Source organism: Streptomyces sp. T39 (assembly GCF_008042045.1).
Taxonomy (GTDB): domain Bacteria; phylum Actinomycetota; class Actinomycetes; order Streptomycetales; family Streptomycetaceae; genus Streptomyces.
Genome location: NZ_RDBP01000021.1, coordinates 1 through 12,948, shown reverse-complemented (window position 1 = coordinate 12,948; position 12,948 = coordinate 1). Strand labels below are relative to the sequence as shown.

At 74.3% G+C, this 12,948-nt stretch carries 12 protein-coding genes and 2 pseudogenes; 6 read left to right on the top strand and 8 right to left on the bottom strand.

Going from position 1 to position 12,948, the window contains the following annotated elements; translation table 11 throughout:
* A pseudogene (locus EAO77_RS40165) lies at nucleotides 1-277 on the top strand (hypothetical protein); the annotation flags it as partial.
* Here EAO77_RS40165 and EAO77_RS40160 read toward each other — a convergent pair.
* Both EAO77_RS40160 and EAO77_RS19995 read right to left on the bottom strand, forming a co-directional pair.
* Complete coding sequence (locus EAO77_RS40160) at nucleotides 187-1,317, bottom strand: hypothetical protein (protein ID WP_261994043.1); 1,131 nt, start codon at nucleotides 1,315-1,317, stop codon at nucleotides 187-189. The pseudogene EAO77_RS40165 and the gene EAO77_RS40160 sit on opposite strands and share 91 nt — an antisense overlap.
* 212 nt (nucleotides 1,318-1,529) lie before the next feature.
* Complete coding sequence (locus tag EAO77_RS19995; RefSeq protein ID WP_147989663.1) at nucleotides 1,530-2,687, bottom strand: S1 family peptidase; 1,158 nt, start codon at nucleotides 2,685-2,687, stop codon at nucleotides 1,530-1,532.
* Between the two features lie 320 nt (nucleotides 2,688-3,007).
* Between EAO77_RS19995 and EAO77_RS41380 the strand changes: the two are divergent.
* Nucleotides 3,008-3,685, top strand: a pseudogene (locus tag EAO77_RS41380) (serine/threonine-protein kinase); the annotation flags it as partial.
* Nucleotides 3,686-4,202: 517 nt separating this feature from the next.
* Here the strand turns inward: EAO77_RS41380 and EAO77_RS40150 are convergent.
* On the bottom strand, nucleotides 4,203-5,063 hold the full coding sequence (locus tag EAO77_RS40150; RefSeq protein ID WP_261994042.1) for an AraC family transcriptional regulator: 861 nt from the start codon (nucleotides 5,061-5,063) through the stop codon (nucleotides 4,203-4,205).
* A 166-nt stretch (nucleotides 5,064-5,229) separates the two neighbouring features.
* On the opposite strand from EAO77_RS40150, the gene EAO77_RS19985 reads away from it, so the two are divergent.
* Nucleotides 5,230-7,308: a neutral/alkaline ceramidase gene (locus tag EAO77_RS19985; protein ID WP_147989662.1), complete on the top strand. Its 2,079-nt coding sequence runs from the start codon at nucleotides 5,230-5,232 to the stop codon at nucleotides 7,306-7,308.
* Nucleotides 7,309-7,329: 21 nt separating this feature from the next.
* Entirely contained in the window at nucleotides 7,330-7,728 is a 399-nt protein-coding gene (locus EAO77_RS19980) for a DUF1992 domain-containing protein (protein WP_147989661.1), read from the top strand.
* A 43-nt stretch (nucleotides 7,729-7,771) separates the two neighbouring features.
* Here the strand turns inward: EAO77_RS19980 and tgmB are convergent, their stop codons facing one another.
* The 4 genes from tgmB to EAO77_RS19960 all read right to left on the bottom strand — a co-directional run bounded on the left by tgmB (nucleotide 7,772) and on the right by EAO77_RS19960 (nucleotide 10,040).
* Complete coding sequence (tgmB, locus tag EAO77_RS19975; protein ID WP_147989660.1) at nucleotides 7,772-8,704, bottom strand: ATP-grasp ribosomal peptide maturase; 933 nt, start codon at nucleotides 8,702-8,704, stop codon at nucleotides 7,772-7,774.
* Nucleotides 8,705-8,751: 47 nt separating this feature from the next.
* On the bottom strand, nucleotides 8,752-8,943 hold the full coding sequence (gene tgmA / locus EAO77_RS19970; RefSeq protein WP_147989659.1) for a putative ATP-grasp-modified RiPP: 192 nt from the start codon (nucleotides 8,941-8,943) through the stop codon (nucleotides 8,752-8,754).
* 315 nt (nucleotides 8,944-9,258) lie between these two features.
* The gene (locus EAO77_RS19965) at nucleotides 9,259-9,831 is read right to left on the bottom strand and encodes a Clp protease N-terminal domain-containing protein (RefSeq protein ID WP_147989658.1); all 573 of its coding nucleotides are present in this window, start codon (nucleotides 9,829-9,831) and stop codon (nucleotides 9,259-9,261) included.
* The gene (locus tag EAO77_RS19960; protein ID WP_147989657.1) at nucleotides 9,831-10,040 is read right to left on the bottom strand and encodes a helix-turn-helix domain-containing protein; all 210 of its coding nucleotides are present in this window, start codon (nucleotides 10,038-10,040) and stop codon (nucleotides 9,831-9,833) included. Before EAO77_RS19960 ends, EAO77_RS19965 begins: the two co-directional genes overlap by 1 nt.
* Nucleotides 10,041-10,175: 135 nt before the next feature.
* Between EAO77_RS19960 and EAO77_RS19955 the strand changes: the two genes are divergently transcribed.
* Both EAO77_RS19955 and EAO77_RS19950 read left to right on the top strand, forming a co-directional pair.
* Complete coding sequence (locus tag EAO77_RS19955) at nucleotides 10,176-10,688, top strand: mycothiol transferase (protein WP_147989656.1); 513 nt, start codon at nucleotides 10,176-10,178, stop codon at nucleotides 10,686-10,688.
* A 139-nt stretch (nucleotides 10,689-10,827) separates the two neighbouring features.
* Nucleotides 10,828-12,306 (top strand): glutamate-cysteine ligase family protein, encoded by a 1,479-nt coding sequence (locus EAO77_RS19950; protein ID WP_147989655.1) that lies wholly within the window; start codon nucleotides 10,828-10,830, stop codon nucleotides 12,304-12,306.
* Between the two features lie 115 nt (nucleotides 12,307-12,421).
* Here EAO77_RS19950 and EAO77_RS19945 read toward each other — a convergent pair whose 3' ends face one another.
* Complete coding sequence (locus EAO77_RS19945) at nucleotides 12,422-12,805, bottom strand: SH3 domain-containing protein (protein WP_147989654.1); 384 nt, start codon at nucleotides 12,803-12,805, stop codon at nucleotides 12,422-12,424.
* Nucleotides 12,806-12,948: the final 143 nt, after the last annotated feature.

Sequence of the window (12,948 nt, the reverse complement as noted above, 5' to 3'; positions counted from 1 at the left end):
CCCCGCCACCGCGACGGTCGTCGAACTCGCCGACCCGCTCGATCCCCAGACCGTCCTGACCCGCATCCGCGCGGCCGCCGCCGCGCCGGGACCGCTTTTCCTGTATCTCGCGGGCCAGTTGCACCTCGACCGCAAGCAGCGGCGCCTGCACTTCGCACTGGCGCGCTCCACTCCCACGACGTTGCGCTACACCGCGCTGCCCTGGCACTGGCTGGCCGCCGAACTCGGCCCCCGCCCGCCCGGATCGACCACCGTGGTCGTCGATCTGGTGGCGGACGGCTGGACGGCGGGCATCGGTGCCGAGGAGGGCGGACGCACCGCGACGACCGGTGCGACGGGCCCGTGGTGGGCCGGCGGCCTACGGCTCGACGACGTCGTCACGGAGGGGACCGGCACGGACTCGGGCGTGGGCGTGGGCACGGGCGGGGCCGCGGCGGGCGGCGTGACGGGCGCAGGCGGCCCGGACGCAGGCGCGGCGGCCGTGGACCGCGGCTGGGCGGGTGGTTGCGGGCTCGACGACGGCGGAACGGAGGCGGCCGGCACGGACGCGGCGGCCGTGGGTCCGGCCTGTGCGGCGGGTACGGGGGCCTGCCCGGGCGGGGTCGCCACGGGAGGGGGCGCGTACGGCGTGGCGACCGGCGGTGCGGTTGTCGGCGCCGGCGGGAACAGCAGGGCCCCGTCGACCGGTTCGGCCCGGGAGAGGGCCGCCTCGTGGAGTTCCGCCAGCGGAGGCCGGGCTCCGCTGCGCCAGATCTCGGCCATCGCCCTGAGATACGCGGGCTGGGCGAGGTTCCTGCGGCCGGGCGCGGGTACCGCCCTGCCGTACAGGAGTACGGAGGGGCCGAGGGCGGCGCGGCCCTCCCCCACCTGCTGCCACGCCTCGCCGTCCGCCACCAGATCGACGACCACGGTGGTCGATCCGGGCGGGCGGGGGCCGAGTTCGGCGGCCAGCCAGTGCCAGGGCAGCGCGGTGTAGCGCAACGTCGTGGGAGTGGAGCGCGCCAGTGCGAAGTGCAGGCGCCGCTGCTTGCGGTCGAGGTGCAACTGGCCCGCGAGATACAGGAAAAGCGGTCCCGGCGCGGCGGCGGCCGCGCGGATGCGGGTCAGGACGGTCTGGGGATCGAGCGGGTCGGCGAGTTCGACGACCGTCGCGGTGGCGGGGTCGGGCGTGTTCGCCGACCCGGTCAGGACCTCCGCCGGCACAGCGGCGAGAGAGGGCAGCACGGACGCCGCGTCGATCAGCCGCCCCTTGCCCGCGGGGGCCGCTGCCAGCAGCAATGCCGTTCCCGGCGCCGAGTTGTCCCCTGTGATCACCACACCGGAACCGTATCCGACGCCGGGTGCCCTGCCGCTCGGCGCCGGGCCGTGGACGGTCTCAGGTGTGGATGCTCGTGCCGGTCCTGCCCCTGCCCGCCCGCGCGTCCGGGGCGGGCACCGCGCCGCCGCCCCCGGGGAGGGGCGGCGGCGCGGTGCCCGGTCCGCAGGGCGATGCGCGGGCGGGACGGGCGGTGCTCCGCACCCGCGGCGGGTCAGGCGGTGTGGAGCCGCAGGCCGTAGCGGCCGAGGATCTCGTTGATGGGCTGGTGCCACGTCTGACCGCCGCCGCTGCAGTTGCCCCAGCCGCCGGAGGTGACGCCCTGCGCCTGGTCGCCGCTGATGAACGAGCCGCCGGAGTCACCCGGTTCGGCGCAGACGCTCGTCTTGGTCATCTGGTGCACGGCACCCTGGCTGTAGTTGACGGTCTCGTTCTTGGCGAGGACGTTGCCGCAGTGCCAGCGGGTGGTCGACCCGGAGCGGCAGACCGAGGCGCCGATGGACGCCTCGTTGGAGCCGCGGACCAGCTGGTCCGGGACGGTGCCCCAGCCCAGGACCACCGGGACCGTCCACCAGCCGCTGCCGACGCTCACCCAGGCGTAGTCGTCACCGGGGAAGGACGAACCCTGGAAGTGGCCGATGTGGGAGCCGTCCCAGCCGCGCACGGCCTGGCCCTGGGGGCCGCAGTGCCCGGCGGTCACGAAGCCTCCGTGCACCGAGAAGCCGATGGAGCAGCGGACGTTGCCGGTGTAGTACGGGTCGCCGCCGACGGTCCCCGCGGCGAAGGTGCGCGGCGCCTCGGCGACCTCCGTCACGGCGACCGGGCCGGCCGCGCGGGCGCGGTCCAGGAAGCGCCGGACATCGTTGTCGGACCGCTCGGAGGCGACGACGGACACGACGACCCGGTTGCTCTTCGGGTCCACGTGCCAGCTGCTGACGCCGTCCGGTGCGGGCAGGGCGTCGATGGCGGCCTTCACGGAGTCGAGCCGGCGTTCGGTGTGCTGTACGACGCGGGTGTCCGCGCCGGTCGCCCGCACGGCCGCGGCCTTGCCCGGATCGGTGACGGCCACCGTCAGGTTCCCGCTGGCGGCGTCGAACCAGGAGCCGCCGTACGCGGCGCCGGCGGCCTGCCGGGCCTTCGGCTCGACGCGGACGGCGGCGCTCTCCGCCGCCATGCGTTCGCGCGCCTCGGCCGCGGTCAGCCCGAGGTCCCGCTGCATGGCCTCGACCAGGCCGGTGGAGACCTCGGCCGTGGCCGTCGGGGACTTCTCCGCGGTTGTCGCGGCGGCGACCTGGCCGGCTCCGGTCGCAGCCCAGGCGCCGAGGAGCAGGAGCGTGGACAGACCGGTGCGCAGGACGGTGGTACGTCTCATGGCGTCGACCTTTCGGTTGTTCCAGCAAAGGTGGGGGTGGAACAGGCGCGCACATTCTGAGAGCGCTCTCAGAGGCGCCCGGGCCGGAGCGTAGCGGAGATCGCCCGACAGGTCCATGCCAATCGCAGGCCGGGTCCGCACGTCCGTCGAAGTCCGGCCACCCACGAACCCGTCCGTCCGCCGGGCCCGGGGGCGGGCCGCCGGGCCGTTCCCGTCCGCACCGGGGGCGGGAACCGCCCGTGGAGAAACGGTGTCTGTGCCGGGGACGGGCCGTGGCGCTACGGTGTGCGGCGGCGACGGCCCGGTTCGGGGGGAACGTGATGGGTGTGTGGACGGTACCGGGCTACACGGAGTCCCGGGAGCTGGGCGCCGGCGCGGGCGGACGGGTCGTGCTCGCGGTGCACGACGCGACGGGTGTGCCGGTGGCCGTGAAGTACCTCGGCGAGCGGCTGCGGCGCGACACCGCCTTCGTGCGCGAGTTCCGGGCGGAGGCCCGGCTGCTCGGCGGACTGGACACGCCGTACGTCGTGCGCCTCTACGAGTACGTCGAGGCGCCCTCGGGCGCGGCGATCGTGATGGAGCTCGTCGACGGCATCGCCTTGCGCGCACTGCTGGCGCAGGAGGGCGCGACCGGGCCGGAGGCGGCCCTCGTCGTACTGAAGGGATCGCTGCTCGGGCTGGCCGCCGCGCACGCCCGCGGGGTGGTGCACCGGGACTACAAGCCGGAGAACGTCCTGGTCGCCGCGGACGGCTCGTCCAAGCTGGTCGACTTCGGCATCGCCGCGCGGCACGGCGCGACACCCGGGGTCGCGGGCACACCGGCGTACATGGCGCCCGAGCAGTGGGAGGGCGGTGCGGCCTCGCCGGCCGCCGACGTCTACGCGGCGACGGCCACCTTCTTCGAGTGCCTGACCGGGCGCAAGCCGTTCCGCGGCGAGAACTTCGCCGAGCTGGCGCTCCAGCACATCGGCGCGCCGGTCCCCGAGGACGACACGCCGGAGCCGGTACGGCCGCTGATCCGGCGCGGGCTCGCGAAGGCGCCCGCGGACCGGCCGGCGGACGCCGCGGCCTTCGTGGCGGAGCTGGAGGAGATCGCCGGGGCCGCGTACGGCCCGGACTGGGAGGAGCGCGGCCGGGGGCGGCTCGCCGCGCTGTCCGCGCTGCTCCCCCTGCTGTTCCCGTCCGCCGCCGGGCAGGCGGCGGGGACGACCGACGCGGCGACGACCGCGCTGGCACCGCCGGGCGCGGGAGGTGCGCCGGGCGCGGCCGGGCGGCTGGTCCCCGGGCTGCGGGGCATCGTGGCGGCGATCGTCGCGGTGGTGCTGGCCGGACTCGCCGCCGTCGCGGCGCGAGCGGGCGAGGACCGGCGGGAGACCACGGCCGAGGCCGTGGCCACCACCAGCGCGGGGCCGGCCGGCTCCGGCGAGTCGCCCCCGGCCCCCGGCACGCCGACGCCCTCCGCCACCTCGGCGTCCGCCGGCCGGTCCGCGGGCGCCTTCGCGAGCCCGCGCCGGATCAGCGGCCGTACCGGCTCCGGCGTGTCGTCCTCGGGGACCGGCGCGCCGATGTGCTGGAGCGCCAGCTCGGCGAAGTTCTCGCGCCGCGGGCGACCGACACCTCCAGGCCCTCCACCAGGTCCTGCCGTTCGCGCCCCCGGTCACGGGCCGCGTCGAGGAGCTGGACCACCTGGGCGAGCGCGTAGGCGTCGGCGCTCGGCACGGGGCGGTCGAGCCAGTCGTCGGCGAACTCGATCCGGTCGTCGTCCGCACCGAACCGGACGGGGCAGCGGAACCACTCCTCGTACGCCCGGCCGTACGGCGGGCGGGCGTGCCGCACGGCCACGGCGCGGGGCGCGAAGGCCCCGTCCACGGAGTCCCGGATCAGGGCGACGATGCTGCCGAACGCCTCCTCCAGCAGGAAGGCCCGCAGGCCCGAGTCGGTGTAGCGGGCCGTCGCCAGGACCGCGGCGCCGCCCGGGGCGGTCTCCATGCGGTAGTCCAGCATCGAGCCGGCGACACCGTGGTGGCGCACCCCGAGGTCGAGCGCGTGGCCGAGGGTGGGGCTGGCCAGCAGGCCGAAGCCGACCAGCCCCCACGCGGTCACCCGCTGACGGCGGCCCACGGCGAGGCCGAGCGCCGGGTCGCCGAGGGCGGCGAGCGCCTCCCGGATCACGGTGCTGCCCTGCCGGTAGGAGATCCGCCCGCCGACGGCGCTCAGGGCGCCCTCGCTCAGTCCGGCTCGGCGCAGCGCGGGGCCGAGGTCGTGGCCGCGTTCGGCGGCGACCAGGGTGAGGTAGCGCAGCAGGTGCGGAGTGATCGTGGCCGATCCGTACCGGGGGTCGGCCAGGCCCGGGGGCGGCGGTGGCGGTCGGGTCATGTGATCTCTCCTCCGGGCCGTCACCTTAGGCATTCGGCCGGGCGGCGGACAGGGGGCGTGGCCGGTGAAGTCCCGTTACTGGCCGGTCCGGTCCTCCTCCCCGCCCGGGAACCGCCCTTACCGTCGGTCACATCCGTTTGTCCCACTGCATCGCGAGGGAGAAGGCATGCGGTCCCCCACCACGCGCGCGAGAGCGGTCTCCCTGCTGCTCGCCGGGGCGCTCGGCGCCCTGACCCTGTCGGCCGTCCCCGCCGCGTCGCCCGCCGGCGCCGCGACCGCGGCCGCCCCCGCCGCGACCGCGGACGGCACGACGTACCTGGTAGGCCGCGGCATCGCGGACGTGACCGGCGAGGCGGCCGAGGTCGGCATGATGGGCTACTCCAGCTTCGACCAGAAGGCGACCGGGATCCATCAGCGCCAGCGCTCACGGGCGTTCGTCGTCGCGGACCCCGGCGGCAACCGGGTCGTCTACGTCAACGCCGACCTCGGCATGATCTTCCAGTCGGTGCGCCAGGGAGTCCTGGCCGAGCTCGGGCGGCGCTACGGCACCCTCTACGGCGAGCGGAACGTGCTGCTCTCCGCGACCCACACCCACGCCGGGTCCGGCGGGCACTCCCACCACATCGCGTACAACCTGGCGTCGCTCGGGTTCCAGAAGGACACCTACCGGGCGATCGTGGACGGCATCGTCGAGTCGGTCGCGAAGGCGCACGACGACCTGAAGCCGGGCACCATCAGCCTCGGCCGGGGCGAGCTGACGAACGCGAGCGTCAACCGGTCGAAGGCGGCATTCGACCGCAACCCGGCGGCGGACAGGGCCGCGTTCCCCGGCGGCATCGACCCGTCGATGACGGTGCTGCGCTTCCGCCAGGGCGGCGAGGACGTCGGCGCGATCAGCTGGTTCGCCACCCACAACACCTCGCTCACCAACAGGAACACGCTGCTCAGCCCCGACAACAAGGGGTACGCGTCGTACGCGTGGGAGCACGACGACAAGGGCGTGCGCTACCTGGACGACGCCAAGGGCTTCGTGGCGGCGTTCCCGAACACCAACGCCGGTGACATGTCGCCGAATCTGAACCTCAGGCCGGGATCGGGGCCCACCGAGGACGAGTTCGAGAACACCCGCATCATCGGCGACCGCCAGTACGCCCGTGCCAAGGAGATCCACGACCGCGCCGCCGTCCCGGTGACCGGTGGCGTGGACGCGCGGCTGCGGTACGTGGACATGGAACAGGTGACCGTCGGCGGCAGGTTCACGCCCGACGGGCGGGAGCACCGGACCTGCCCGGCCATGGTCGGCGCGTCCACGCTGGCGGGCAGTGTGGAGGACGGCCCGGCGATCCCGGGCTTCACCGAGGGCATGAACAGCCCCGTGGCGAAGCTGCTGGAGCCGCTGCGCATCGAACCGCCCGAGTGGCTGGTGGGCTGCCAGTACCCGAAGGCCAACCTGGTGCCGACCGGTCTCGTCTCCTCCGTGGTGCCGGCGACGCCGAGCGTGCTGCCCCTGCAGATCGTCAGGATCGGCCAGTTCCACCTGGTGGCGGGGCCCGCCGAGTACACGATCGTCTCCGGCCTGCGGATCCGCCGGACGGTCGCGGCGGAGCTGGGCGTGCCGCTGGAGAACGTGCTGATGCAGGGGTACGCGAACGCCTACAGCCAGTACGTGACGACCCCGGAGGAGTACGACCTCCAGCAGTACGAGGGGGGTTCGACGCTCTACGGGCGCCACACCCTGCCCGCGTACCAGCAGGAGTTCGCCTCGCTCGCGGCGGCGCTGCGCGACGGCACGCCGGTGGACCACGGTCCCCTGCCGGCCGACCACTCCGCGGGGCAGATCACGCTGCAGACGGGCGTCGTCATGGACAACCCGCCGGCCGGCAGGTCGTTCGGCGACGTCCTCACCGCTCCGGCCCCGTCCTACGCGCGGGGGTCGGCGGTGACGGCGGAGTTCGTGACCGGGCACCCGAAGAACAACCTGCGCAGGGGCGGCACCTTCCTGGAGGTGCAGCGGCAGGTCGACGGCCGGTGGGTCCGTGTGCTGGACGACGGGGACTGGGACACCACCTACCGGTGGGTCCGGCTGAACGGGGTGCTCGGCACCTCGAAGGCGGTCCTCACCTGGCGGATCGCGCCGGGCACGGCGCCGGGGACCTACCGGATCGTGCACCACGGCGACGGCAGGAGCCTGCTCGGCAGGGTGACCGCCTTCAGCGGCGCGACGGGCCCGTTCACCGTGCGCTGAGTGCGGGCTACGCTGGGAGTCATGACCGAACGCAAACCGCCGGGCGTCGGCTTCGAGTCGTGGGTGGACCGGCAGATCAGGGTGGCCGCCGAGCAGGGCGGGTTCCGCGATCTGCCGGGGTTCGGCAAGCCGCTGCCCGAGGATGCGGGCGGCTACGACGAACTGTGGTGGATCAAGGGAAAGATGCACCGCGAGGGCCTGTCGGTCCTGCCGCCGGCCCTCGCGCTGCGCAAGGAGGCCGAGGACGCGCTGGCGGAGGCGCTGCGGGCGCCCTCCGAGGCGGCGGTGCGGCGGATCATCGGCCGCATCAACGAGCGGATCACCCCGGCGATGCTCCGCCCGCCCCCGGGGCCGCCGCTGGGCCTGAAGCCGTACGACGCCGACGCGGTCGTCGATCAGTGGCGGCGCGGGCGGGAGTGAGCGGCGCCCCGGCACGAGCCGTGAGGGCCCGCTCCGGGCCCTCTCAAGCGGTCGGCTCGGTCGCGAGCCACTCGGCGACGGTGCGGGCGATGGGCTGCCCGGTCTCCAGCTCGACGAAGCCGAACTGGCCGCCCTGGTTGCACTCCAGGAACCACCAGGTGCCGGTGGCGTCCTCGGCGAAGTCGAAGGCCCCGTAGGCCAGTTCCGCCTCCTTCTTGTAACGCTCCACGGCCCGGGCGACGGGTGCGGGGACCGCGACGGGCTCCCAGGTGTGACCGGTCTCGCCGAAGCGGCCGTCGACCTGCCCGGCCTCCGCCGTCTTGCGCGCCGCCAGGTGGACGTCTCCGACGCTGGTCAGCCGGATGTCGGCGCTCTTGGCGATGTAGCGCTGCAACAGGGTGGGGCCGGCCGCGACCCCGGAGAAGTCCGCGTCGGGCGGGACCAGCGTGGTGGGCAGGGCCATGGGCGGATCGCCTGGCGACTTGCCGGACACGGACTTCACGACGACGTGCCGGTACTGCTCGGCGAACTTCCGGGCCATCGCCGGGTAGGTGGTGACGAGGGTCGCGGGCACCGGGAACCCGCTGCGGTGCGCGAGGCGCATCTGCCACGGCTTCCGGCGGGCCCGGGCCGCCGCACTGGGGTGGTTCATCCAGCGGGCGGCGGTGGAGTCGAGCATCCCGTACAGGGCGTGGCCGCTCTCCTCGGTGAGCCAGGCGGACGGTTCCGGTGCGTGCGCGGCGGGTTCGCCCGGCCGGCGGATCCAGACCGAGCGCATCGCCTCGACGCTCGCGACCCGGCCGCCGGTGGAGAGGTAGCCGCGGAATTCACCGCGGACGTACTCGGCGGACAGCGCGACGTCCCCGGGGAGGTCACCGGGGTCGAACCGGACGAGCGGGACGCCCAGTTCGTGCAGTTGCGCCACCACCATGTCCGCGGTGACGTCCTGTTCACTCGTCAGCACCAGTACGGTCACGGCGCGGGGTCCGTCCGGCCGGTCGCCTGTCCGGTCATGAGGGCCGGTCAGTCGTCGAAGTGGGTGGCGGAGCCGGCCTTGGACGTCGTCGTGCCGGCCGCGGCCATCAGGGCACGGTCGGCGATCGCGGGACGGCCGTCGGAGAGCACGTTCAGCTGAAGCGCCGCGTCGTACGCATACGCGGTCAGGGCCGGCGCCTGCTCGGCGGGGCGTGCGTAGTTCCACGCGAACGGTTTCATCGCTGGTTTCCTCCCCTGCCCGCGCGAGCGCCCGGGCTTCATGACGGTACGTGACGAAGCCGCCACAGTCTCACCACACAGAGTGACACTGCGAGAGCTCTGCACGGAAAGACCTTCGGATCCGAACATCTGCATCGGCGGTGACATGCCCCGCCGGTGCCATCCAGACAGACGCACCACGGACCGGGAGGGTTTCAAGTTTTGGCCATGACGTGACGCAGATGACACGACAAGCACCGTGAAACAGCAGAAAAGCCCCGCCGTCGAGCGGCGTGCGGCACGCACTCCACTCAACGGCGGGGCAGCGGGAAGGTGTCAACCCGCCTGGGCCGGACCGGCGTTCCCCGCGCCGAAGGCGACCCGCTCGACGGAGCCGTAGGTCACCCCGTGGTCCGCGAGCACCTCGGCGACCACGCCCGGCCGGGCGGCGAGCGCGAGCAGCAGGTGCTCCGACCCGATGATCCGGTCACGGCGGCCGACGGCGATCCGCAGCGACTGCTCCAGGACACCCTTCGCCTCACGGGTGAAGGGCCGGTGCCCGGAGCGCGGGCGGCGGGGGCCCGGGGACGCGGCGAGCGCGCCCTCGCCGTGCACCTCCTCGACCCGTGCGACGATCCGGTCCACGTCGACCCCCAGTCCGGCGAGCGCCCGCTCGTCCGCCGCGGTCATCCCGCCGCGGCGCCGCGCCGCGGCCAGCGCGGCCTCCAGCCCGTCGCGCCGGTCGGCCGCCCCCAGGGCCCGCAGGGCGAACGCCGCGCGCCCTTCCGTCATGTCCAGCAGCGCGAGCAGCAGGTGCTCGTCCGTGACGCGGGGTTCGCCGGTGCGCCGGCAGCAGGCGACCGCACCGGTGACGACGGCCCGGGCCTCCCCGGTGAAGCGTTCGAACATCACTGCCTCCCGTGCTTCTTGTGTACGGCCTGGCGGCTCACACCCAGCTCCGCCGCGATGTCCTGCCAGGACCAGCCCTGATGGCGCGCGCTGCGGACCTGGACGGCCTCGAGCTGCTCCAGCAGCCGTCGCAGCGCGGCGACGGCCCTCAGCCCGATCCGGGGATCCCGGTCGCCCGCGCGCTCGGCGAGATCGGTTGCTTCGGTCATGGTGTCAACATACGTTGACAACCCTCGCGTGTCAACCTTCATTGACGGCTCTCGACGGGCGGCGCACTGGCGTGTCCGCCCGCCCTCCACGCCGTCGGGCGGCAGCATGGGGCGCACACGACCGAGGAGCGGACCATGGACAGCACCGAGTTGCTGACGGATGCCTTCGACCGGGTGCGCGAGGTGGTGCACGAGACGGTGGAGGGCCTGTCGGCGGACGACCTGACGGCACGGCCCGGCCCGGGCGGCAACACCATCGCCTGGCTCGTATGGCATCTGACCCGCGTTCAGGACGACCATCTCGCCGACGCCGCGGGCACCGAGCAGGTGTGGACGGCCGACGGCTGGGCCGACCGCCTCGCCCTGCCCTTCCCGCCGTCGGCGACGGGGTACGGGCACTCGGCCGACGACGTCGCCGCGGTGCGAACCGGCGCCAGCGAGCTGCTCGGCTACCACGACGCCGTGCACGCCGCCACCCTGCGCTTCGTCCGCACCCTCGACGGCGAGGCGCTCGACCGGGTCGTGGACGCGTCGTGGACACCGCCGGTCACCCTGGGCGTCCGGCTGGTCAGCGTGGTGTCGGACGACCTCCAGCACGCGGGCCAGGCCGCCTTCGTCCGCGGCCTCCTGGAGCGCCGAGGCCGGTGAACCGCCGGGGTGTCCCGGCGGCGGACGGCGGGTGACCGCGCGGGCACGCACCGGCGCCGCCGCTCCCCTCGCTGGTCCCGGCCGCCGGTGAGTGGCAGGCTGAGACGGGGGTGTCTGCCCGACGATCCCGGGAGGACGGATGGGACGTGACGTCCCGGCGCTGGTGTTCACCCGTGACGACCGCCGCCGTTACCGCACCAAGATGCAGTCGTGCCTGGACACCTTCGCCCAGATGCTGCGCGAGGCCCGCTTCGAGTTCGAGCGGCCCCAGGTGGGCCTGGAGATCGAGCTCAACCTGGTCGACAGTTCGGGTGAGCCCGCGATGCGGAGCACCGACGTGCTGGCGGCCATCGCCGACCCGGCCTGGGACAGCGAACTCGGCCGGTTCAACCTGGAGATCAACATCTCCCCGCGGCAGCTGACCGCCGGCGGGCCGGACTCCTGGGAGCAGGAGATCCGCGACGCCCTCAACCACGCCGAGCAGCGGGCCGCCGACGTCGGCGCGCACCTGGCGATGGTCGGGATCCTGCCGACCCTGCGCCGCGACCACGTCGATGCCGCCTCGCTCTCCGAGAACCCCCGCTACCACCTGCTGAACGAGCAGGTGTTCGCGGCACGCGGCGAGGACCTGCGCATCGAGATCGACGGGGTGGAACGGCTGCGGACGTACGCGGAGACCATCACCCCCGAGGCGGCCTGCACCAGCACGCAGTTCCACCTGCAGGTCTCCCCCGACCGGTTCGCCTCGTACTGGAACGCGGCGCAGGCGATCGCGGGGGTGCAGGTGGCGCTCGCGGCCAACGCGCCGTTCCTGTTCGGCAAGGAGCTGTGGCGCGAGACCCGCGTCCCGCTCTTCGAGCAGGCCACCGACACCCGCCCCGACGAACTGAAGGTGCAGGGCGTCCGGCCGCGCGTCTGGTTCGGCGAGCGGTGGATCACCGGCGTCTTCGACCTGTTCGAGGAGAACCTGCGCTACTTCCCCGCGCTGCTGCCGTTGTGCGACGACGAGGATCCGAAGGAGACCCTCGACGGGGGCGACGCGCCCCAGCTCGCCGAACTGACGCTGCACAACGGGACGATCTACCGCTGGAACCGTCCCGTCTACGCCGTGGACAAGGGCAAGCCGCACCTGCGGATCGAGAACCGGGTGCTGCCGGCCGGGCCGACGGTGGCCGACACCCTCGCCAACGGGGCCTTCTACTACGGTCTGACGCGCGCGCTGGTGGACGAGGAGCGTCCGGTCTGGTCGCGGATGTCGTTCCGGGCGGCCGAGGACAATCTGCACGCGGCGGCCCGGCACGGGATCGACGCCCGCCTGTACTGGCCCGGCATGGGCGAGGTGCCGGTGGCCGAGCTGGTGCTGCGCCGCCTGCTGCCCCTGGCGCACCGGGGCCTGGAGGCGTCGGGGATGGACGCGCCCTGGCGCGAGCCGCTGCTCGGCGTGATCGAGCAGCGGTGCGTCACCGGGCGCAACGGGGCCGTGTGGCAGACGGAGATGTTCCACCACATCGACCGCACCAGCAGGGTCGGCCGGCACGAGGCGCTGCGCCTGATGACCCGGCAGTACCTCGACTACATGCACCTCAACGCACCGGCCCACACCTGGCCCGTCGAATAGGGCCGGGTGCGGGCCGGGGCGGCGGCCGGTCCCGCCGTACCGGACCGGCACGTCCCTGCCGGCGCGGCACGTCGTTGCTCACGCAGCACGTCGTTGCCGGCGCAGCACGTCGTTGCTAGCGCAGCACGTCCTTGCAGTACTTCACGGCGCCGGTGGCGACGACGTACCGGGCGGGCACCCAGACCTTGCGGCTGTCCCGGACCAGGTACCAGACGTCGTTGCCGGCGATGTTCTGCGCGCGCACCTTGCACACCAGCCCGACCTGCGCGCGGTTGGCCAGCGTGCCCTTCACGGAGGAGTCGGTGCTCGGGTAGGCCCGCAGGTTCAGGCCGCTCTGCGCGGCGACGGTGCCGTACGGCTTGGCGGGCGGGGCGGCCTGGGCGGCCGCGCCGGCCGGCGCGGCGACCGTGAGGGCCACACCGACGGCGAGCACGCCGGCGGCGATGCGGGAGGAGAGGCCTGCGGCCGGCCCGACACGGCGGACGGTGGTCATGGTCATCGAACGGCTCCGATCGGTGGACGGCCCCCCGCTACCGGCCCGACCCTAGGACGGCCCGAGCCCGCCACCGCGCAGAAATGCCCGTCCGGGCGCCGCGGTTCGCCCCGAGGGGTCAATGCGGGACGCCCGCCGCGTGCCGGGAC